Source organism: Bradyrhizobium sp. 6(2017) (genome assembly GCF_011058295.2).
Classification (GTDB): Bacteria; Pseudomonadota; Alphaproteobacteria; order Rhizobiales; family Xanthobacteraceae; genus Bradyrhizobium; species Bradyrhizobium septentrionale.
Genome location: NZ_CP049289.2, coordinates 8,858,996 through 8,879,809, shown reverse-complemented (window position 1 = coordinate 8,879,809; position 20,814 = coordinate 8,858,996). Strand labels below are relative to the sequence as shown.

The 20,814-nt window shown below is 64.4% G+C and carries 20 protein-coding genes; 14 read left to right on the top strand and 6 right to left on the bottom strand.

Going from position 1 to position 20,814, the window contains the following annotated elements:
- Positions 1–149 precede the first annotated feature (149 nt).
- On the top strand, positions 150–530 hold the full coding sequence (locus G6P99_RS42115) for a hypothetical protein (RefSeq protein ID WP_029079339.1): 381 nt from the start codon (positions 150–152) through the stop codon (positions 528–530).
- Between the two features lie 230 nt (positions 531–760).
- Here G6P99_RS42115 and G6P99_RS42110 read toward each other — a convergent pair whose 3' ends face one another.
- A complete protein-coding gene (locus G6P99_RS42110; protein ID WP_029079338.1) occupies positions 761–1,612 on the bottom strand; it encodes an SDR family NAD(P)-dependent oxidoreductase in 852 nt (283 codons plus the stop codon).
- A 201-nt stretch (positions 1,613–1,813) separates the two neighbouring features.
- Between G6P99_RS42110 and G6P99_RS42105 the strand changes: the two genes are divergently transcribed.
- Positions 1,814–3,310, top strand: a complete 1,497-nt coding sequence (locus G6P99_RS42105) for an aldehyde dehydrogenase family protein (RefSeq protein ID WP_029079337.1) — start codon at positions 1,814–1,816, stop codon at positions 3,308–3,310.
- Between the two features lie 467 nt (positions 3,311–3,777).
- Here the strand turns inward: G6P99_RS42105 and G6P99_RS42100 are convergent, their stop codons facing one another.
- Positions 3,778–4,161: a winged helix-turn-helix domain-containing protein gene (locus G6P99_RS42100; RefSeq protein ID WP_029079336.1), complete on the bottom strand. Its 384-nt coding sequence runs from the start codon at positions 4,159–4,161 to the stop codon at positions 3,778–3,780.
- A gap of 102 nt (positions 4,162–4,263) precedes the next feature.
- Here G6P99_RS42100 and G6P99_RS42095 point away from each other — a divergent pair, with 102 nt between their 5' ends.
- Positions 4,264–5,391 (top strand): alkene reductase, encoded by a 1,128-nt coding sequence (locus tag G6P99_RS42095; RefSeq protein ID WP_029079335.1) that lies wholly within the window; start codon positions 4,264–4,266, stop codon positions 5,389–5,391.
- Positions 5,392–5,617: 226 nt separating this feature from the next.
- Positions 5,618–6,136 (top strand): GFA family protein, encoded by a 519-nt coding sequence (locus G6P99_RS42090; RefSeq protein ID WP_029079334.1) that lies wholly within the window; start codon positions 5,618–5,620, stop codon positions 6,134–6,136.
- A 50-nt stretch (positions 6,137–6,186) separates the two neighbouring features.
- Here the strand turns inward: G6P99_RS42090 and G6P99_RS42085 are convergent, their stop codons facing one another.
- A complete protein-coding gene (locus G6P99_RS42085; protein ID WP_084518359.1) occupies positions 6,187–6,501 on the bottom strand; it encodes a hypothetical protein in 315 nt (104 codons plus the stop codon).
- Between the two features lie 272 nt (positions 6,502–6,773).
- Here G6P99_RS42085 and G6P99_RS42080 point away from each other — a divergent pair, with 272 nt between their 5' ends.
- Positions 6,774–8,438 (top strand): thiamine pyrophosphate-binding protein, encoded by a 1,665-nt coding sequence (locus G6P99_RS42080; RefSeq protein WP_165126357.1) that lies wholly within the window; start codon positions 6,774–6,776, stop codon positions 8,436–8,438.
- Positions 8,439–8,712: 274 nt separating this feature from the next.
- Here the strand turns inward: G6P99_RS42080 and G6P99_RS42075 are convergent, their stop codons facing one another.
- Complete coding sequence (locus tag G6P99_RS42075) at positions 8,713–10,098, bottom strand: LLM class flavin-dependent oxidoreductase (RefSeq protein ID WP_029079332.1); 1,386 nt, start codon at positions 10,096–10,098, stop codon at positions 8,713–8,715.
- Positions 10,099–10,337: 239 nt separating this feature from the next.
- Here G6P99_RS42075 and G6P99_RS42070 point away from each other — a divergent pair, with 239 nt between their 5' ends.
- Both G6P99_RS42070 and G6P99_RS42065 read left to right on the top strand, forming a co-directional pair.
- Positions 10,338–11,723, top strand: coding sequence for a M20 family metallopeptidase (locus G6P99_RS42070; protein ID WP_035976417.1), 1,386 nt, complete (start codon positions 10,338–10,340; stop codon positions 11,721–11,723).
- 457 nt (positions 11,724–12,180) lie between these two features.
- On the top strand, positions 12,181–13,026 hold the full coding sequence (locus G6P99_RS42065; RefSeq protein WP_051346086.1) for an IclR family transcriptional regulator: 846 nt from the start codon (positions 12,181–12,183) through the stop codon (positions 13,024–13,026).
- A gap of 301 nt (positions 13,027–13,327) precedes the next feature.
- Here G6P99_RS42065 and G6P99_RS42060 read toward each other — a convergent pair whose 3' ends face one another.
- Positions 13,328–14,383, bottom strand: coding sequence for a glutathione S-transferase family protein (locus tag G6P99_RS42060; RefSeq protein ID WP_084518345.1), 1,056 nt, complete (start codon positions 14,381–14,383; stop codon positions 13,328–13,330).
- Positions 14,384–14,567: 184 nt separating this feature from the next.
- On the opposite strand from G6P99_RS42060, the gene G6P99_RS42055 reads away from it, so the two are divergent.
- The 7 genes from G6P99_RS42055 to G6P99_RS42025 all read left to right on the top strand — a co-directional run bounded on the left by G6P99_RS42055 (position 14,568) and on the right by G6P99_RS42025 (position 20,204).
- On the top strand, positions 14,568–14,984 hold the full coding sequence (locus G6P99_RS42055; RefSeq protein WP_029079328.1) for a hypothetical protein: 417 nt from the start codon (positions 14,568–14,570) through the stop codon (positions 14,982–14,984).
- Entirely contained in the window at positions 14,981–15,844 is an 864-nt protein-coding gene (locus G6P99_RS42050) for an alpha/beta fold hydrolase (RefSeq protein ID WP_198031132.1), read from the top strand. Before G6P99_RS42055 ends, G6P99_RS42050 begins: the two co-directional genes overlap by 4 nt.
- A gap of 30 nt (positions 15,845–15,874) precedes the next feature.
- Positions 15,875–16,792 carry an amino acid ABC transporter substrate-binding protein gene (locus G6P99_RS42045; protein WP_029079326.1) on the top strand — a complete coding sequence of 306 codons (918 nt, stop codon included), beginning with the start codon at positions 15,875–15,877 and terminating at the stop codon, positions 16,790–16,792.
- 172 nt (positions 16,793–16,964) lie between these two features.
- Positions 16,965–17,696: an amino acid ABC transporter permease gene (locus tag G6P99_RS42040; protein WP_029079325.1), complete on the top strand. Its 732-nt coding sequence runs from the start codon at positions 16,965–16,967 to the stop codon at positions 17,694–17,696.
- Positions 17,697–17,698: 2 nt separating this feature from the next.
- Positions 17,699–18,391, top strand: coding sequence for an amino acid ABC transporter permease (locus G6P99_RS42035; protein WP_029079324.1), 693 nt, complete (start codon positions 17,699–17,701; stop codon positions 18,389–18,391).
- Between the two features lie 19 nt (positions 18,392–18,410).
- Entirely contained in the window at positions 18,411–19,142 is a 732-nt protein-coding gene (locus tag G6P99_RS42030) for an amino acid ABC transporter ATP-binding protein (protein ID WP_029079323.1), read from the top strand.
- Between the two features lie 201 nt (positions 19,143–19,343).
- Positions 19,344–20,204: a D-amino-acid transaminase gene (locus G6P99_RS42025; RefSeq protein ID WP_029079322.1), complete on the top strand. Its 861-nt coding sequence runs from the start codon at positions 19,344–19,346 to the stop codon at positions 20,202–20,204.
- 123 nt (positions 20,205–20,327) lie between these two features.
- Here G6P99_RS42025 and G6P99_RS42020 read toward each other — a convergent pair whose 3' ends face one another.
- Positions 20,328–20,786 (bottom strand): carboxymuconolactone decarboxylase family protein, encoded by a 459-nt coding sequence (locus G6P99_RS42020; protein ID WP_029079321.1) that lies wholly within the window; start codon positions 20,784–20,786, stop codon positions 20,328–20,330.
- Positions 20,787–20,814: the final 28 nt, after the last annotated feature.

Genomic DNA, 20,814 nt, shown 5'->3' with positions numbered 1-20,814 from the left:
GCCCAGCGTCAACGGGGCAGCCGCCAGCTTCAATCTATTCTAACGCCGCGCGCGACTGCGCCGGATGGGCCGCAGGATACATTGGGGCTGGACGCTGGCCGTACCAGCGATATATTGACCAGAATATAACGATGATCCGGAGTGCCGGTATGCAGATCGAAACCCAGGAGCTCACCACCTGCGAAGTCGCGCCCGACGGCTGCGCTATTTCGCTAGGATTCGTGGACGGCAAGGGCGACCCCGCAACCATCCGCCTGTCGATCAACCAGGTCGGCGCGCTGGTCATGACGCTGCCCGGGCTGATCAGCAAGGCGCTGCAGACCCGCTTCGGCGACCAGACCTTGCGTTACGCCTATCCGTTGGATTCATGGGTGATCGAGCAGTCGACCGATGCGAGCCAGGGCATGGTGACGCTGAAGACATCGGACGGCTTCAGTGTCTGCTTCTCGATCCCGCGCGCGCAGCAAAGCGAGCTCGGCGAGGCGCTGGTGGCGCAGCCCGCCACGCCGGTGCGCGTGCGGGCGAATTGAGCAAGGTGCGTAGGGTGGGTTAGGCGAAGCCGTAACCCACCGTCTTCTTTCGTTACGCGGAGGGTTGGTGGGTTACGCTCGGCCAACCCACGCTCCGGACTATCACCGTCATCCTGAGGAGCGCTCTTGCGCGCGTCTCGGTGGAGCGAAGCGATACCCATCAAATAGCGGGCCGCAGGAGAGAATATGGGTTTCGCTTCGCTCTACCCATCCTCGCGATTCCCTGCCTCTTACTTCCCCTTCACGAAGGCGGCGAACGCGTCGCCGAAATCCGGATGCCAACGCGACAGCGGCGGGCGGTTCTCGACGATGTCGCCGGCGGCCCAGAGGATGCGGCGTTCGTCGAGTGCACGCGGCACGTCGTTATCCGGGCAGAGGATGTAGAAATCGCCGGCCTCGAGGCGCTCGATCATGAAGTCGACGGTCTGCTCCGATGTCCAGGCGCCGGCCGGCTTCTCGGTGCGGCCGCGCGCAGTCAGCCCGGTGAAAACGAAGCCGGGGATCAAGAGATGCGCCGATATCCTGCAGCCGTCGGTGTTGCGCAGCTCGTGCTGCAGCGCCTCGGTGAACGCCTTCACGCCGGCCTTGGAGACGTTGTAGGCGGGATCGCCCGGTGGCGTGGTGATGCCCTGCTTGGAGCCGGTGTTGATGATCAGCCCCGGCCGGCCGCGCTTGATCATGTTGGGTACGAAGGCCTGCGTGCCATTGATCACGCCCCAGAGATTGACGCCAAGGATGCGCTGCCAATTGTCCGCGGGGCCGAACATCGCGCTGCCGGGCTGGATGCCGGCATTGTTCATCAGGATGTCGGTGCCGCCGAATTTCCTGGCGACACTGGCCTCGAGCTCCGCGACCGCGTCCGCGCGGCTGACGTCGACGGCAGCCGTCATGATATCGGCTGCGCCGCCGGGCGCCGCAGATGACAGTCTTGTCGCTGCCGCCTTCAGCCTGTCATCGCCGAGGTCGGCGATGCAGACCTTCATGCCGGCTTCGGCGAACCGCAACGCGGCGGCAAGCCCGATGCCGGACGCGCCGCCGGTGATCACGGCAACATGATTGGCTGATATCACGGGGTGGGGCATCGGTGATCTCCGGACACATAGGTGGCTACTGTTCAAATCCTATCATAGCGCGCGAACCATATGCGCAGGCGCATGGGAGGGTTTCATGCGCGCCGCCCTCGACAACGCCGGCTGCGCTTTACGGTTTCGCGCCTGCGCTGTAGAATCGCCGATATAACGCTTCAAAAAGACCTCAGCCGACATTTTACAGGGAGTGCAAACATGGCTGTTTCGCAGGCTATTCCGATCACGCGCCATCCTTATGCCGATGGCTCCTACAAGAAGATGCTGATCGACGGCAAATGGGTCGACGCCGCCTCCGGCAAGACATTCGAAACACACAATCCCGCGACCGGCGAGTTGCTCGCGACCGTCGCTGAAGGCGATGCCGAGGACATCAACCGCGCAGTCGCGGCGGCGCGCCGCGCCTTCGAAGGGCCGTGGAGCAAGGTGAAGCCGTTCGAGCGGCAGAACCTGCTGCTCAAGCTCGCCGAGCTGGTCGAAGCCAATTTCGAGGAACTGTCCCAGCTCGACACGCTCGACATGGGCGCGCCGATCAGCCGCACCCGCGGCAACAAGCTGCGCGCGCTCGGCATGCTGCGCTACTACGCCGGACAGGCCACCGCGATCCACGGCGAGACCATCGAGAACTCGCTGCCCGGCGAGATCTTCTCCTACACGCTGAAGGAGCCGATCGGCGTGGTCGGCGCCATCATCCCGTGGAACGGGCCGTTGACCGCCTCGATCTGGAAGATCGGCCCTGCGATCGCAACCGGCTGCACCGTGGTGCTGAAGCCGGCGGAGGAATCGCCGCTGACCTCGCTGCGCATCGGCGAGCTCTGCATGGAAGCCGGCATTCCGCCCGGCATCGTCAACGTCGTGCCGGGCTATGGCGAGACCGCGGGCGCCGCGCTTGCCTCGCATCCCGATGTCGACAAGGTCGCCTTCACCGGCTCGCACATCACGGGCCAGTCGATCATCCGCGCCTCGGCCGGCAACCTCAAGCGGGTCTCGCTCGAGCTCGGCGGCAAGTCGCCGGACATCGTGTTCGCCGATGCCGATCTCGACGCGGCGGTGCCGGGGGCGGCGATGGCGGTGTTCGCCAATTCCGGCCAGATCTGCAGCGCCGGCACGCGGCTGTTCGTCGAGCAGAAGGTCTATGACGAGTTCGTCGGCCGCGTCGCCGAGTTCGGCAAGAAGCTGCAGGTCGGCAACGGCCTCGATCCCAACACCCAGATCGGCCCGCTGGTGTCGAAGGATCAGCTCGACCGCGTCTCGGACTATCTCGACATCGGCCAGAAGGAAGGCGCCAAGGCGCTGGCCGGTGGCGGCCGCCTCACCGAGGGCGCGCTGTCGAAGGGCTATTTCGTGCAGCCGACGGTGTTTGCCAACGTGCAGGACAACATGCGCATCGCGCAGGAGGAGATTTTTGGCCCGGTGATCTCGGCGATCTCGTTCAAGGATCCGGACGAGCTGATCAAGCGCGCCAACGCTACCACCTTCGGCCTCGGCTCCGGCGTCTGGACCACCAATGTCAGCAAGGCGCACCAGGTCGCCAAGGCGCTGCGCGCCGGCTCGGTCTGGGTCAATTGCTACCAGGCGATGGACCCCGCGGTGCCGTTCGGCGGCTACAAGATGAGCGGCTACGGCCGCGAGTCCGGCAAGCAGCACGTCGAGGAATATCTCAACGTCAAGGCGGTCTGGATCAAGACGGGTTAGCGCTCGCTTTTTTCTTACCTCTCCCCGCTTGCGGCAGTGCAATCGCATTTGGAATGAACTGATTTTTCCGCACCGTCATGGCCGGGCTTGTCCCGGCCATCCACGTCTTTCTTCGCGTGGAAACGAAGACGTGGAGGCCCGGGACAAGCCCGGGCATGACGAGTTTGCGGGAACACCGATCGCCGCAGCTTCCAAATGCGATAGCCCTGCCGCTTGCGGGGAGAGGTCGGATTGCATCGCCAGATGCAATCCGGGTGAGGGGGTTCTGGTCTCAAGGTTCGGCGCGCTCGCGGAGGGAAGCCCCTCGCCCCAATGCCTGCATGATTTCGGAATATTAGAAATGTATCCCTGATTTGCCCGATGTGTCAAGTTGCCTGGTCGAATGCCGGCGTTCGCCGGCTACTTTGCATGGGGTTGTTTTCGATATTTTCGCAACGCGCCCCTGCGACGGCCGCAGGTTCTTGCGTTTACCGCCCCGCGGCCTTCTTCGGCTTGCCGATGTCGCTGCGCAGCGCCTCGAGGTCCTTGCGCACGGCGCTCGCCGCATCGCGCTCGATCTTGCGGTAACGTGCCACCAGGGAGAGGCCGAACGGGGTCAGCACCGCGCCGCCGCCATTCTTGCCGCCGGTCTGCCGTTCCACCGCCGCCTGCCGGCAGATGCGGTTGATCTCGTCGACCAGGTCCCAGGCGCGCTTGTAGCTCATATCCATGGCGCGGCCGGCAGCCGAAATCGAGCCGCACTCCTTGATCCGTTCGAGGAGCAGAATTTTGCCCGGGCCGATCCGGTCTTCGGCATCGAGATCGATGCGGACGCTTAACGAGGGGAGCAATGTGGCGCTCTGTTTCGACATGGCAAGCCTGCTAGTCTGTTCGGTAGATTGCCACTACCTGCTTTTGCGAACAAGATGAACCCGTGAGATAACGGTCTATTACAAAGAATAATCGGGGTAGGCATGAGTTCTCCGTCGCTGTTTTCGCCGCTCAAGGTCGGTCCCTATGAGCTGAAGCACCGTGTCGTGATGGCGCCTTTGACGCGGATGCGGGCGGCGCGGCCGAGTCTCGCGCCGCGGCCGCTGAACGCGGAATATTATGCGCAGCGCGCCACGCCGGGCGGCCTGCTCATCGCGGAAGCCTCACCGGTGGTCGCCACCGGCTTCGGCAATCCCGGCGTCCCCGGCATCTACAGCGAGGCCCAGATCGCGGGCTGGCGCGAGGTGGTGGATGCGGTGCATGCCAAGGGCGGCTTGATCTTCCTGCAGCTCTGGCACGTCGGCCGCGTCTCGCATTCCTCGTTCCAGCCTGATGGTGCGCTGCCGGTGGCGCCGTCGGCGGTTGCGATCCCGCCCGAGTTCAGGGCGATGACGGCTGACGGCAAGGTGGTCGACTACGAGACGCCGCGCGCGCTCGAGACCGGCGAGGTCGCCCTGATGGTCGAGGCCTACCGCGAGGGCGCGAAGAACGCGCTCGCCGCCGGCTTCGACGGCGTCGAGATCCACGGCGCCAATGGCTATCTGATCGAGCAGTTCCTGCAATCGCGCAGCAATCTGCGCACCGATCAATATGGCGGATCGATCGAGAACCGCGTCCGCTTCCTGATGGAAGTGACACAGGCGGTGACGGAGGTGTGGGGCGCCAACCGCGTCGGCGTGCGGCTGTCGCCCTACGGCATCGCCAATGGCAGCGGCGAGGCCGATCCGATGCCGCTCTACAGCCACACCATCAAGGCGCTCGACAAGTTCGGGCTCGCCTATCTGCATTTCATCGAGCCGCGCGCCTCCGGCACCGGTCGCGCCGACGTCAACTGGCAGAACGTGCCGTCGGCGATGGTGCTGTACCGCCCGATGTGGAGCGGCGTGCTGATATCAGCCGGCAACTTTGTCGGCGACAGCGCGGAGCGCGCGCTCGCCGAAGGTCATGCCGACGCGATCGCCTTCGGCCGCTATTTCATCTCCAACCCGGACCTGCCGCGCCGCCTGCAGCGCGGCTATCCGCTGACCCCGTATCACCGCCCGACCTTCTACGCCGGCGAGGAAAAGGGCTACACGGACTATCCCGTCCACGACGAGATGGCGCAGGCGTAGACGCGCGCTTGTTCTCATAGCCTGGACGAGCGCAGCGCAATCCGGAGCCTTGCATCTGCGGATATGCCGTTCCCGGATTACGCTTCGCTGCATCCGGGCTACAATGGTTCCATCTTCGTCTTTGCGAGCGAAGGGAAAGCAATCCATATCTCCCGGTGCGCGGAGAGATGGATTGCGTCGTCGCTTCGCTCCTCGCAATGACGGTGAGCAAATGGAGCGCATCCCGATGTTTCCGGAAGACGACGAGTTCACGTCGAGCAAGAAGCCAAAACCCGTCGCACTCGCAAAGCCTGCGGCCGGGCAATGCCTGTGCGGCAAAGTGCGGTTCGAGATCGACGTGCCGGCGCGCTGGGCCTGGCACGATCACACCGCCGCCAGCCGCCGCGCCCATGGCGCGGCCTATGCGACCTATGTCGGCAGCTGGAAGAAGCGCTTCCGCGTCACGCAGGGCGCGAGCGAGCTCTCGCGTTACGAGGATGCCGCCAGCAAGACGGCGCGCAGCTTCTGCGCCAATTGCGGTACTCCGATTTTCTACGAACGCGCGCGTTCGCCGCACATGGTCAACATCCCGCGCGCGCTGTTTTCGGGCCGCACCGGCCGGCAGCCGCTCTATCACATCGCGATCGAGGAGCTGCAGGAATGGGCCTATGCCGGCGAGCCGCTGGTGCCGCTGAAAGGCTATCCCGGCGTGGTCTGGCAGCGCTCTAAAAAGAAGAAGCGCAGCGATCGCGAGGGGATGTTCTAGGCTCTGAAGCCGTCGAAGAAAGAGAGGGGCCGAAGCCCCTTTCCCAGTGCTTACCAGCGGTGCCAGTGATGCCGATGGTGCCAGCGATGCCAGTGGCGCCAGTGGTAGCCGTGACGCCAATGCCTGTGCCAGCCCCAGGGACGATGCCAGCCGCCGTAGCCGTAACCACCCCAATACTGCGGATGGTAATAGCCGCCACCGTAGTAATGGCGGTGCCAGCAACGGCCCCATTCGTTGCAGACGTAACCGGCGGGGACGACGGCTCCCGCCGCAGGGACTTCGATTGGCGTCGCAGGCGCCGGCGCGCCGGAGAGAGCAACACCACCGAGTGCGGCGATGCCAGCAAACGCTGAAACGAGTTTCATGAATATCACCTCCTTTAACATCCGTTGGAGGCGATGAGCCGCGAGCCGGTTCGGCGCATTACGCAGGTTTAATACCGATCAAGCTTCGTTGAATGGATCGCCGATCGCTGATGCGGGATTTTGCGCCCGCCTGACCGCAACGCGAACGATCGTCTCCATGAGGCGCGCGCCTGAGGAATGCAGCCATGAGCACCCGCTCGATTGCTCCCGTCACGCAAGTTTGGTCATCTCCGTCGTCCCGTCGGTCAACGACGCCGGGGCCTGGAGGGAACATGAAGAATCGCATCACCGGCCGTTCGGCATTTCTGGCGCTGCTGAAGGATGAGGGCGTCACCCATCTGTTCGGCAATCCCGGCACCACCGAACTGCCGATCATGCACGCGCTGAAGGACCATCCCGATCTCACCTATGTGATGGCGATGCAGGAGAGCCTGGTGGTTGCGATGGCCGACGGTTTCAGCCGCGCCTCCGGCAAGCTGGTGGCCTGCAATGTCCACGTCGCGCCGGGCCTCGGCAATGCGATGGGCTCGCTCTTCAACGCAAGCTTCACCGGCACGCCGCTGATCCTCACCGCCGGCCAGCAGGAGCAGGGCCATGGTCTGACCGAGCCGGTGCTGTTTGGCCCGCTGGTGCAGATGGCGACGCCGCTGGTGAAATGGGCGGTCGAGGTGACGCGGCTCGAAGATCTGCCGCGCATCGTGCGCCGCGCCGCCAAGATCGCGACCACGCCACCGACCGGGCCGGTGTTCATCTCGCTGCCCGGCGACATCCTCAATGCCGAGGCCGGCATCGAACTCGGCCGCTCCACCCGCATCGACACCCGCGTCAGGCCGTCGGAGGATTCCTTGAAGGCGCTGGCCGCGCGAATCCTGAAAGCGGAGCGTCCGGTGATCGTCGTCGGCGACGAGATCGTGAAAAGCGACGCGCTGCGCGAGGCGGCCGATCTGGCCGAGACGCTGGGCTGTCCGGCCTGGCAATCGCCGACGCCCTATGGATCGCATTTCCTGTCCGACAGTCCGAGCTTCATGGGCGCGATCGCGCGGCTGCAGAAGGTCGCCCGCGACGTGCTGGCGCCGCATGATCTGCTGATCGCGCTCGGCGGCGATCCGCTGCGGATGTCGGTCTATAGCGAGGTCGATCCGTTGCCGGACGGGCTCTCGATCGTGCAGGTCGGGCTGGTCGACAGCGATCTTGCCAGGAATTATGGCGCCGAGATCGCGGTGAAGGCCGACGTCAAGGAAACGCTGCGCGCGCTGGTGCCGGCGTTGAAGGAACTCGGCGGCGGCGCGCTGGAGACACGCGCGAAGCAGGGCCTCGCGGCGTTGTCGACGAAGAACTGGGCGGCGAAGCGCAAGGCGCTGGTCGAGCAGATATCGAAGGCGAGCCAGAAATCGCCGATCGATCCGGACTGGCTGGCGCTGCAGGTCGTGGAAGCGATGCCCGACAATGCGATCCTGGTCGACGAGGGGCTGACCTCGTCGCGCCAGATCATCGGCTTGCGGCCGCATCGCGACCGCTACGGCTATCATGCGCTCGCTTCGGGGGGCATCGGCTGGGGCCTGCCGGCCGCGGTCGGCGTCAGCCTCGCCAATCCGCAGCGTCCGGTGGTGTGCTATTCCGGCGACGGCTCGTCGATGTATTCGATCCAGTCGCTATGGACCGCGGCCAACCACAAGCTGCCGCTGAACTTCGTGATCGTGAATAATGGCGGCTACCGCATCATCAAGCAGCGCCTGCTCGCCTTCCATGGCGACGACAATTACGTCGGCATGGATTTCATCGATCCGCCGGTCGATTTCACCGGCGTCGCGCGCGCGCTCGGGCTCGAGGCGATCAAGGTCACCGATCCGCAGGAGTTGAAGGGCGTGATGAAGTCGGCGTTCGCTCGGCCGGGCGCGAAGCTGATCGAGGTGGTGGTGAGCAATTCGGTGAACTGAGTTTTCGCCGCGCGCTCAATTTATCACCGTCACCCCGCGCAAAGGCTTCGCCTTTGTCGCCGGAGGAGCGCGAAGCGCGTCTCGAAGGGTCGACGGCCCGGCTGGTGGCCGTCGATCCTTCGAGACGCCGCTTCGCGGCTCCTCAGGATGACGGGACGAGCAGAATCGTAGGGTGGGTTAGCGAAGCGTAACCCACCGCCGGTCTCACCTGCACCACAAGCGTTTGTCGGGCGAAGATGGTGGGTTACGCCTTTGGCTAACCCACCCTACGCAGCTACTCCGCCGCAGCGCTCCGCTTCACCCGGTACCGGCTCGCCGGATGTGTCGCGTCGAGCCTTGCACGCCCCGCACCGAACAGCTTCTCGCGCAGCGTGCCCTTGGCATACTCCCGCTTGTAGCGGCCGCGCCTGGTCAGCTCCGGCACCAGCATGTCGGCGATATCCTCGAAATCGCCCGGCGAGATCGCGAACGCGATGTTGAGGCCGTCGACGTCGGTGTCCTCGAACCATTGCTCGATCTTGTCGGCGACCTGCTCGGGCGAGCCGACCACGACCGGGCCGGCGCCGCCGATGCCGACATGCTCGGCGACCTCGCGCACGGTCCAGACCCGGTCGGGATCAGCGCGGGTGACATTGTCCATCGCGGAGCGCCCTGCATCGTTCTGCACATGCCGCACCTCCTGGTCGAGCGAATAGGTCGAGAAGTCGACGCCGGTCCAGCCCGACATCAGCGCCAGCGCGCCCTCATGGCTGATATGGCTGCGATACTCGGCATACTTCGCCTTGGCCTCCGCTTCGGTCGGCGCCACGACCACGCACATCATCGAGAACATCAGGATCTCGGCTGCGTTGCGGCCCTTCTCGGCGGCAAGCTCGCGGATCGCCGAGACCCGCGGGCCGATCACTTTCGCTGAAGGCCCCGACATGAACACGCATTCGGCGTGCTCGGCAGCGAACTGCCGGCCGCGCGGCGAGGTGCCGGCCTGATAGAGCACCGGCGTGCGCTGCGGCGACGGCTCCGACAGGTGGATCGCGTTGAGCCGGTAGTTGCTGCCTTCGTGCTCTACGCGATGCACCTTCTTTGGGTCGGTGAAGATGCCGCGCGCGACGTCGCGGATCGCGGCGTCGTCCTCCCAGCTGCCTTCCCACAGCTTGTAGACCAGCTCCATATATTCGTCGGCGAGCTCGTAGCGGTCGTCATGCGCGGTCTGCTTGTCCTTGCCGGCGCCGCGCGCGGCGGAATCGAGATAGCCGGTCACCACGTTCCAGCCGACCCGGCCGCCGGTCAGATGGTCGAGCGTCGACATCCGTCGCGCGAACGGGTAGGGCGGCTCGAAGGAGAGATTGCTGGTGACGCCGAAGCCGAGGTTTTCGGTCACCGCGGCCATTGCCGGGATCAGCATCAGCGGTTCGTTTGCCGGGGTCTGCGCCGCGTTGCGCAGCGCCGCATCCGGATTGCCGGCATAGACGTCGTAGACGCCGAGCACGTCGGCGAGGAACAGCCCGTCGAACCGGCCGCGCTCCAGCGTCTTCGCCAGATCGGTCCAGTAGGACAGCTTGTTGTAGTCCTTGGTGCGGTCGCGCGGATGGGTCCACAACCCCGGCGACTGATGCGCCACGCAATTCATGGCAAAGGCGTTGAGCCGGATTTGCTTTGTCATTGTCGAAACCTTGAGCGCCGCTTCGATTGCTGCCCGGTCAGATGCCGGGCGTCCCTGCATCAACTTGTTGCGACTTCCCACGTTTTGGCAAGGCCCATTCGCATTTCACGCCCTTCCGGTCGTGATCCGATCCCGATAGGTTGCGCCTCTCCAGAGCATGATCCGGATGTGCGACGGAGCTTTCCGGCGGGATCATGCCAAGAGATCATGTCAAGACGGGACCGGACGAAGGAACAATCATGGCGACACGGGCCGACGCAATCGCAACGGTGCGAGAGCATTTTCAATCGGGACAGTTCTTGCAGGAGCTGGACCGCAGGGTCGGCTACCAGACCGAGAGCCTGAATGCCGACAAGGCCAGTGCGCTGCACGCCTATCTGGTGGAAAATCTGCAGCCGGCCTTCGCCGAGCTCGATTTCAAGACCCGGCTGATCGAATCGCCGACCGGCCGCGGGCCCTATCTGATCGCCGACTACCAGGAAGATGCGGCGCGGCCGACTGTGCTGACCTATGGTCACGGCGACGTCGTCGACGGCATGGTCGGCGAATGGCGCGACGGGCTCAATCCCTGGCAGACCACGGTCAGGGGCGATCGCGTCTATGGCCGCGGCACCGCCGACAACAAGGGCCAGCATTCGATCAACATGGCTGCGCTGCGGGCGGTGAAGCAGGCGCGCGGCGGCAAGCTCGGCTTCAATGCCAAATTCATCATCGAGACCGGCGAGGAGATCGGCTCGCCCGATCTGCGCGAGGTCTGCGAGGCGCATCGCGAGGAGCTGAAGGCCGATCTGTTCATTGCCTCCGACGGGCCGCGGCTCTCGGCGGAGCGGCCGACCATCTTCCTCGGCTGCCGCGGCGGCAACCGCATCCATCTCGACGTCAATCTGCGCGATGGCGGCAATCATTCCGGTAATTGGGGCGGTGTGCTCGCCAACCCGGCGACGATCCTGGCGAACGCAATCGCGAGCCTGGTCGACGGCAAGGGCCGGATGAAGCTCGAGATCCTCAAACCGCCGCCGATCTCGAACCGCGTCCGCGCCGCGCTCGCCGACGTCAAGGTCGAACCGACGGCGGACGAACCTCAGCTCGCGGAGGATTGGGGCGAGGAAGGCCTGACCGCGGCCGAGCGGCTTTACGCCTGGAACACGCTGGAAGTGCTGGCGATGTCGTCGGGCAATATCGACAAACCGGCCAATGCCATCCCCGGCAAGGCGAACGCGGTGCTGCAGCTCCGCTTCGTGGTCGGCACGAGATATCTCGAAGTGATCGATGGCGTGCGCGACTATCTGCACAACAACGGTTTCCCAATGGTCGAAGTCTCCGGCGCGCAGCGCTTCGGCGCCTCGCGTACCGACATGGACAGTCCGTGGATCGACTGGGCGGCGAACTCGATCCGCACCACCACCGGCAAGGCGCCGGCGGTGCTGCCGAACTTCGGCGGCTCGCTGCCGAACGACGTGTTCTCCGAAGGCCTCGGCCTGCCGACGATCTGGGTGCCGCATTCCTATCCGGGCTGCTCGCAGCACGCCCCCGACGAGCACATCCTGCTGCCGGTGACCGAGGAGGCGCTGACCATCATGGCCGGCCTGTTCTGGGATCTCGGCGAGACGGCGCGTAAGGGTTGAAGGGCGGCGCGCATTTTTCCCCGTCATCAAGTCGCTGTATTACGGGCCGCTCGCCGCGCTGATGTCGGAACTGTTCCGCCGGCGACACGTGCCACCGGGCTCGGCCTCAGCTACAATATTGGCGTCACATTGTTCGGCGGCATGGGTCCGGCGATCATGACCTAGATGTTTTGCGCCGATCGGCGAGCTCGCACCGGGCTATTACCTCACCGGCGTCTGCTTGCTCAGCCTGTGGGCGCTCTTCACCATCCGAAGGTTGCGGTTGGCTTGATTTCGTGATGCGAAATTCGAAAATCTTCATTGCTGCACAGCAGCGAAGATAGTTGAAATCAAAGTTTCATCTGACGAAAGTATACGATGTCCGGCGAGTGTCATCCGTTTTAGGATGACGCTTCGCCGGACGCGTTCCATTGGTCGTGTCCGGTTCAGACTTCGGATTGAGGGCAAGGAAGAAGGCATGAACGCCTCCACGACTGCGACGGCGCGGACCAGCCGCAAGAGGCCACCGCCGGAGCCGGGCCAACCCGACAAGTTCAACGCGATCCAGAAGGTCTGCGCGATCCTGCGCGTGCTGGCGCAGCGCTCGCCGCTGCGGCTCACCGACATCGCCGACACCACCTCGCTGAACAAGGCGACCGCGCTGCGCATCCTCAACTCGTTGATCGAGGAAGGTTTTGTCTCCAGGGTCACAGGTGCCAAGACCTATGAGCTCGGCCAGGAGGCGCGGGTGATGGCGGTCGGCGCGCGGCGTTCGGTCGACATCGCCGAGCTGGCGCAGCCGAGCCTGTTGCGTCTGTCGGAGCGCTCAGCCGATACGGCATTGTTGTCGGTGCGCTCCGGCGTCGAGGCGCTGTATCTGGCGCGCTCGGTCGGCAGCCATCCGCTGCAGCCGAATTATCTGCAGATCGGCAGCCGCCGTCCGCTCGGCGTCGGCGCCGGCGCGCTGGCGCTTCTGGTCTGGCTGCCGGATGCCGAGATCGAGGCCGTGATCGAGGTGATCGTGCCGCGGTTGGCGAAATCGCCGCGCATCACGCCAAAGTTCCTGCGCGAGCGGATCGCGATGGCGCGCAAGGCCGGTCACACCGTGCTGATCGACGCCGCATTCCCCGGCATGGGCGGCGTCGGCGTTCCCGTCCGCGACGACGCCGGCGAGGTGGTCGCCGCGCTCTCGATCGGTGCCGCATCCGACCGCATCCGCCGCCGCGAAGGCGATCTCGCCGACATGCTGAAGAAGGAAGCCCAGGTGCTGGCCCGCGCGATGGCCCAGGCGCCGAAGAACGGGCGTGTGGTGAAGGCGGGTTGAGACGGGTTGTCTACGAGTAGGCCGTTCCGCGGACTGACTTCACCTCTCCCGCTCGCGGGGGAGGTCGGATTGCATCGAAGATGCAATCCGGGTGGGTGCTTTCTCCACTAGGCGACTCGCGGTGATACCCCCACCCCAACCCTCCCCCGCAAGCGGGAGAGGGAGCGCAGTTCCGATGCGGCTGCAGCTCGACTTCCGCAGAGCCCCTTCATCCAGCGCCACCTGAGCGCCGGGCCGGCGCGGTGAGCACCAAGCAAACCCCCGCACGGTCGACCTCGCGCCTTGTCAGGAACCAAGCGGCTCAGTCGAGGCGATGCAGCCGGCCGCCGGTCGTCGGCAGGTGGACCACGACGGTGCCGACCAGCGGATTTTCCAGCAGGATCGACACCCGCTGCGGGTCCTCCGCAACCAATCTGCCCGCGATCGGCGGGGAATTGGCGTCGTTGATCTGGTAGCTCACGCGTGCGCCGCCAACGGCCGCAGAGACCGGCGCTTCGCGGGCTACTCTGAGCGCTTCGTCCCTGCCGATGTCATGGCGTATGCCGTGTCCGATCGCGCGCATTCTCGCCTCCCAGGCGCGCAGGCCCGGATGCTGGTCCAGCAACGCTGTCGTGCGTCCCTTCCCCCAGCGGATGAACGCGACATTGTGGAAGACTTGAAGATCGGCTGCACTCGGCTGCTCGCCTGCCAGAAACGGATTGCCGTTCTCCAGCTGCAGCTCCAGCAGCCTCAAGTGCCGATGCAGTGCTTCGGTCAAGCCGGGTATTGCCGCGCGGAACGCCTCGGGATCGAACGGCCGGCCCCGCAGCGCCGAGCGATCGGCGATGAAGGCCTCGCTGACATCCCAATCTCCTGAGAACAGCAGGCCCACGACCGTCGGAAACAGCTTCTCGTCCGCCCACAGACGATAGGTCTCCGTGGTGGCTCGGCCGCATGCAAAGATCGACGGGGCGGGAAAGCGGCGCTCGATCTCGTCCAGAATAAGCTCGCTGTCGCAATAGACGTCGCTGCCGATCTGAAGCACCGGGATGCGGCGGTATCCTCCGGTCAGCGCGATCAGTTCCGGCTTGGGCATGATCGACGGCTGGTTGCAGGCCCACCAAGTGAGGCCCTTGAGGCCGAGCGCGCCGCGGATTTTTTCGGAGTACGGCGAGATGTCGTACTGCTGAAGAATCAGGGCGTTTTGATCTGCCATCATAATTGGCTCTCTTTCGGCCTGGTTGCGGCCTGGGCGAAGGGCGCAGTCTCGAACTGCGCGCCCTTCTCGCGGAGGAGAGCGATCCTGATCTTCTGGGCGAGCGGCGAAAGCGGATGCTGATGCAGGATCACTTTGTGGGGCCGTGCGGGGCAGAGCCATTCTACGCTGCTCAGGTCACGGCGAACAAGGCGAGCGGGGAGGGCGCGGAGGTCCGCGCCATGGACTCGCAAGCCGCGTTTGGTCAAGCGAATAATCCAGGGAACCCAAGGGCATCGGCGCCTTGCGGGATCGCGCGCTTGCCGTCATCATGGCGCCGCCCCGCTGCAGGAACGCCGCCCGACAGATGACGCTATCGCCTGACGCCACCGACGACGCTGTGACGAGGGCGTTTGCCGGCCTTGCCGCATTGCTCGACCAGGCACCTTCGCTGGTCTCGCGGGGACGGCTGCTCGATTGCGACTGCCTGATCGGGGAGATGGCGCGGCCGTTTCATGCCGTGATCCGCGGCGGCCGCATCGTCGAGCTCACGCCGTCGCCGCTCCTGATGCGCTCGTGGCGCTTCTCCTATCGCGCCACGCCGCAGGCCTGGGCCGCGCATTGGCAGGCCGAGCCGAAACCCGGCTGGCACGATCTGCTGGCGCTGACCAAGCGCGGCGAGGCGGTGCTGGAAGGCGATCTGCATCCCTTCATGGCGCATCTGCAATATTTCAAGGACCTGCTGGCGCTGCCACGGCAGCATTTTGCGGCGGTCCTCTCATGAGCGGCCGCCGCATGAACGGTCACATCGAGCCGATGGTCGGCCGCTACGTTCACGTCGAGATCGGCGGCGAACTGCACCGCATCTATTTCGAGGAGAACGGCGGGGGCATTCCGCTGGTCTGCCTGCACACGGCGGGCGCCGATGCGCGGCAGTGGCGGCATCTGCTCGTTGACGCTCAATTTGCCGAAAATTTCCGCATCATTGCCTTCGATATGCCCTGGCATGGCAAGTCGAATCCGCCGATGGACTGGACCGGCGATGAATACCAACTCACCACTGCGCGCTACACCGAGACCATCCGCGCCTTCTGCCGTGCGCTCCATCTGGAGAAGCCTGTCGTGATGGGCTGCTCGATCGGCGGCCGCATCGTGCTCAACCTCGCGATCGAACATGCCGCCGAATTCCGCGCGCTGATCGGGCTCGAGGCTGCCGATTTCCAGGCGCCGTGGTATGACACGAACTGGCTGAACCGCCCGGACGTTCACGGCGGCGAAGTCTGCGCCGCGCTGGTGTCGGGGCTCATTGCCCCGCAGAGCCCGGAGCCTGCGCGGATGGAAACGCTGTGGGCCTACAAGCAGGGCGGCCCCGGCGTGTTCAAGGGCGACCTGTATTTCTACCGTGTCGATGGCGACCTGCGCGGTCGGGTCGCGTCAATCGATACTAAAGTATGCAAGCTGTACCTGCTCACGGGCGAGTATGATTTCTCCTGCACGCCTGAGGACACAAGGCGGACGGCAGCGGCAATAGGGGGCGCCAGCGTTACGATCATGGAGAAGCTCGGTCATTTTCCGATGAGCGAGAATCCCGAACAGTTTCGCCGCTATATCGCACCCGTCCTCGCCGACATTCTCATGCAGTAAATCGATCGTTTCCACGCAAGGAGTAGACGTATGACATCCAAATATCTCATCGGCTTCGCGCTCGCCGCTGCGCTCGGCGCGAGCCAGGCGCAGGCCCAGGAGCTGACCGGAACGCTGAAGAACATCAAGGACACCGGCGCCATCACGCTCGGCTACCGCGATTCCTCGATTCCGTTCTCCTATCTCGACGACAACCAGAAGCCGGTCGGCTACGCCATGGACATCTGCTACAAGATCGTCGATGCCGTGAAGAAGGAGCTGAAGCTCGACAAGCTCGAGGTCAAGCTCAACCCGGTGACCTCGGCGACGCGCATTCCGCTGATGGCCAACGGCACCGTCGATCTCGAATGCGGCTCGACCACCAACAATGCCGAGCGCCAGAAGCAGGTCGCCTTCACCAACTCGCACTTCCTGACCGCGAGCCGCTACGTCACCAAGAAGGCGAGCAAGATTAATTCGATCGACGATCTGAAGGGCAAGACGGTGGTCTCGACCGCCGGCACCACCAACATCAAGCAGCTCACCGAGGCCAACCTCGCGCGCGGGCTGAGCGTCAACATCATCCCGGCCAAGGATCATGCCGAGGCCTTCCTGATGGTCGAGACCGATCGCGCCGTGGCCTTCGTGATGGACGACATCCTGCTCGCGAGCCTGGTCGCCGGCTCGAAGTCGCCGGACGACTACGTCATCTCCAAGGACGCGTTCTCCAAGCCGGAGCCCTACGGCATCATGCTGCGCAAGGATGACGCGCAGTTCAAGAAGGTCGTCGACGCCGCCACCGCCGCGCTCTACACCAGCGCCGAGGGTGAGAAGATCTACGCCAAGTGGTTCAACCAGAAGATCCCGCCGAAGGGCCTGAACCTCAACGTGCCGCTCGGGCCGGAGCTGAAGAAGCAGTTCACCAAGCCGTCGGACTCACCCGATCCGGATGCGTATCTGGTCAACTGATCGTAATGCTGCGTTTGACCCGTCGCCTCTCGGCGGCGGGTCCTGAGAGTTAAGTATGTCCGGCCATTTTTGGAGGAGAATGGCCGGACATTTGCATAGTCGCCAAGCGCGACGTAGACGCCGCGCGTGATGTCGGCGTAATCCGTGATTGGCGCGGGAGCGCGGGGGACCTGTGAACTACAATTGGAACTGGCACATCTTTCTCGAGCCGAACCCGATGGGGACCGGCACCTATCTCGACATGTTGCTGGCGGGACTGGTGGTCACCATCAAGGTGTCGGTGCTCGCCTGGATCATCGCGCTGGTGTTCGGCTCCGTGGTCGGCGTGCTTCGCACATTGCCGTCGAAGACGGCGTCGTGGATCGGCTTCTGCTGGGTCGAGTTCTTCCGCAACATGCCGCTCTTGGTGCAGCTGTTCCTGTGGTTCTTCGTGCTGCCCGAGCTGCTGCCGCGGGCGGCCGGGCTCTGGATGAAGCAGATGCCGAATGCACCGTTCTGGACCGCCGCGATCGGTGTCGGCTTCTTCATGTCGGCGCGCGTTGCCGTGCAATTGCAGGCCGGCATCGGCTCGCTGCCGCGTGGCCAGAAGCAGGCCGCAACGGCGCTGGGTCTCACCACGCTGCAGACCTATCGCTACGTGCTGCTGCCGATGGCGTTCCGCATCATCCTGCCGCCGCTGACCTCTGAATTCCTCAACACCATCAAGAACAGCGCGGTCGCCATCACCATCGGCCTGATCGAGCTGACCGGCCAGGCGCGTTCGATGCAGGAATTTTCCTTCCAGGTGTTCGAGGCCTTCACGGCGGCCACCGTGCTCTATCTTCTCCTCAATTTCGTCGTGGTGACCGCGATGCGCTTCCTCGAGCGCTACGTCGCGATCCCCGGCTACATCGCGGGGAAATGACGATGCTCGGCAGTTTCGATTTCGACGTCATCCGCCGCTCGCTGCCCTATCTCTTTTTCGAGGGCATGCGCTTCACGTTGACCCTGACGGCGCTCGCCGCGTTCGGCGGCCTCGTGTTCGGCACGCTGATCGCCTTGATGCGTTTGTCGAGCTACAAGGTACTCGGGCGCATCGCCGGCTTCTATGTCGACTTCATCCGCTCGCTGCCGCTGGTGCTGGTGATCTTCTGGTTCTACTTCCTCGTCCCCTATATCGGGCAGTGGGTGACCGGTGCGTCGCGGCCGATCACGGTCGGCGCCTTCGCCTCCTCGCTGATCACCTTCATCATCTTCGAGGCGGCCTATTTCTCCGAGATCATGCGCGCCGGCATCCAGTCCATCTCGCGCGGCCAGCCGGCCGCCGCCAACGCGCTCGGTCTGACCTACAGCCAGACCATGCGCTACGTCGTGCTGCCGCAGGCATTCCGCAACATGCTGCCGGTGCTGCTGACGCAGACCATCGTGCTGTTCCAGGACACTTCGCTGGTCTACGTGCTGTCGATCCCGGATTTCCTCGGCGCCGCCAGCAAGGTTGCGCAGCGCGACGGCCGTCTGGTCGAAATGTACCTGTTCGCCGCGCTGGTCTACTTCGTCGTTTCCTGTGTCGCGTCCTTCTTCGTCCGCCGCCTGCAGGCGCGTATTGCCATTGTTCGCTGAACAAACAAGTTGAGCCATCATGATCGAGATCAATCACGTCAACAAATGGTACGGGCCGAGCTTCCAGGCGCTGAAGGACTGCACCACCAGCGTCGCCAAGGGCGAGGTGGTGGTGGTCTGCGGCCCGTCCGGTTCGGGCAAGTCGACCCTGATCAAATGCGTCAACGCGCTGGAGCCGATCCAGGGCGGCGACATCATCCTCGACGGCATCAAGGTCAACGACCCCAAGACCGATTTGCCGAAGCTGCGCTCGCGCGTCGGCATGGTGTTCCAGCACTTCGAGCTGTTTCCGCATTTGCGGATCCTCGATAATCTCTGCCTCGCGCAGGAGAAGGTGCTGGGCCGCAAGCATGACGACGCCGTGGTCACCGGCATGAAGCTGCTCGATCGCGTCGGGCTTAAGGATCACGCCAAGAAATTCCCCGCCGAATTGTCCGGCGGCCAGCAGCAGCGGGTCGCGATCGCGCGCGCGCTTGCGATGAACCCGATCGCGATGCTGTTCGACGAGCCGACCTCAGCGCTCGACCCCGAGATGATCAGCGAAGTGCTCGACGTGATGGTCGACCTCGCCCGCGAGGGCATGACCATGATGGTCGTGACCCACGAAATGGGTTTTGCCAACAAGGTCGCCGACCGCGTCATCTTCATGGACCGCGGCGAGATCGTCGAGGACGCCAAGAAGGCCGACTTCTTCGGCAAGCCCCGCAGCGACCGCGCGCAGAAGTTCTTGTCGAAGATCTTGCAGCACTGAGGCGCTGACCCATCCACATCGTCATTCCGGGATGCGCCCGCTGGGGCGCAGGCCCGGAATCCATACTCACGATGGTGGTTATGGATTCCGGGCTCACGCCTGACGGCGTGCCCCGGAATGACGGCGGCCGGGGTTTATCCCCGTTAACAATTTGCGTATACGAAGGCCTGAAACTAGTCCTTCGTCCGCAGGAGAACTCGCGTGGAAAAGATCGCTTACGTCAACGGTTCGTTCGTGCCGCATTCCGAGGCCAAGGTCTCGGTATTCGACCGCGGATTCCTGTTTGCCGACGGCATCTACGAGGTGGCCGCGGTGCTCGAGGGCAAGCTGATCGACAACGCCTCGCATCTGGCGCGGCTCAAGCGTTCGGTCGGCGAGATCCAGCTCGCGCTGCCGGAGACGCTGGAGCGGATCGAGGCGATCCAGAAAGAACTCGTTGCGCGCAATAACCTCGTCAACGGCATGGTCTATCTCGAGGTCACCCGCGGCGCAGACAAGGGACGCGACTTCCCGTTCCCGAAGGCGGACGTCAAGCCGACGCTGGTGATGTTCACCTCGGAAAAGGACATCATCAACGCGCCTTCGGCCAAGACCGGCATCAACGTCATCACGGTGCCCGACATCCGCTGGGAGCGGCGCGACATCAAGAGCGTGGCGCTGCTGGCGCAGGTGCTGGCCAAGCAGGCCGCGGCCGCGGCCGGCGCCGGCGAAGCCTGGATGATCGAAGACGGCAAGGTCACCGAGGGCGGCTCGTCCTCGTCCTTCATCGTCACCCAGGACGACGTCATCGTGACCCGGCAGAACGGCAACGAGATCCTGCCCGGCTGCACCCGCAAGGCGGTGGTCAAGCTCGCCGAGGAGCGCCAGCTGCGCATCGAGGAACGCGCCTTCACGGTCGAGGAAGCACTCGCCGCCAAGGAAGCCTTCATCACCAGCGCCTCGGTGTTCGTGCAGGGCGTGGTCGCGATCGACGGCAAGAAGGTCGGCACCGGCAAGGTCGGCCCGATCACCGACCGCCTGCGCGAGATCTATGTCGATTTCGCCAGGGCGACGGCGGTTTAAGCCGGTCCTGCCGCAACGTTGGTGCGTAGGGTGGGTTAGCGCAGCGTAACCCACCGACTTTGCTCTCCGCGGAGAGAATGGTGGGTTACGCCTTCGGCTAACCCACCCTACGGTCCTGTTGTGTTACGCCGCGACCTTCACCTTCACCGGATGCACCGCGCGGAAGCCGATCGCGATCCGGTTCCAGGCGTTGATGGCGCCGATCAGCGTGGTCAGGTTGACGAGCTCGCTGTCCGAGAACTGCGCGCGCACCGCTTCATAATCGGCGTCGGGCGCGTGCGTTTCCGATACCAGCGTCAGCGCTTCGGTCCACGCCAGCGCCGCGCGCTCGCGCTCGGAGTAGAGCGGGGACTCACGCCAGGCGTTGAGCAGATAGAGCCGCTGCTCGGTCTCGCCGTGCTTGCGGGCGTCCTCGGTGTGCATGTTGATGCAGTAGGCACAGCCGTTGATCTGCGAGGCGCGGGTCTTGACCAGTTCGATCAGCGATTGCTCGAGACCGCTCGCAGTGATCTGGGTTTCCACCGCGACCAGCGCTTTGATCGTCTCGGGTGCGGCCTGGTAGAAATTCATGCGGGGCTTCATGGTCGTTCTCCTTGGTTGGGGTTGGGGG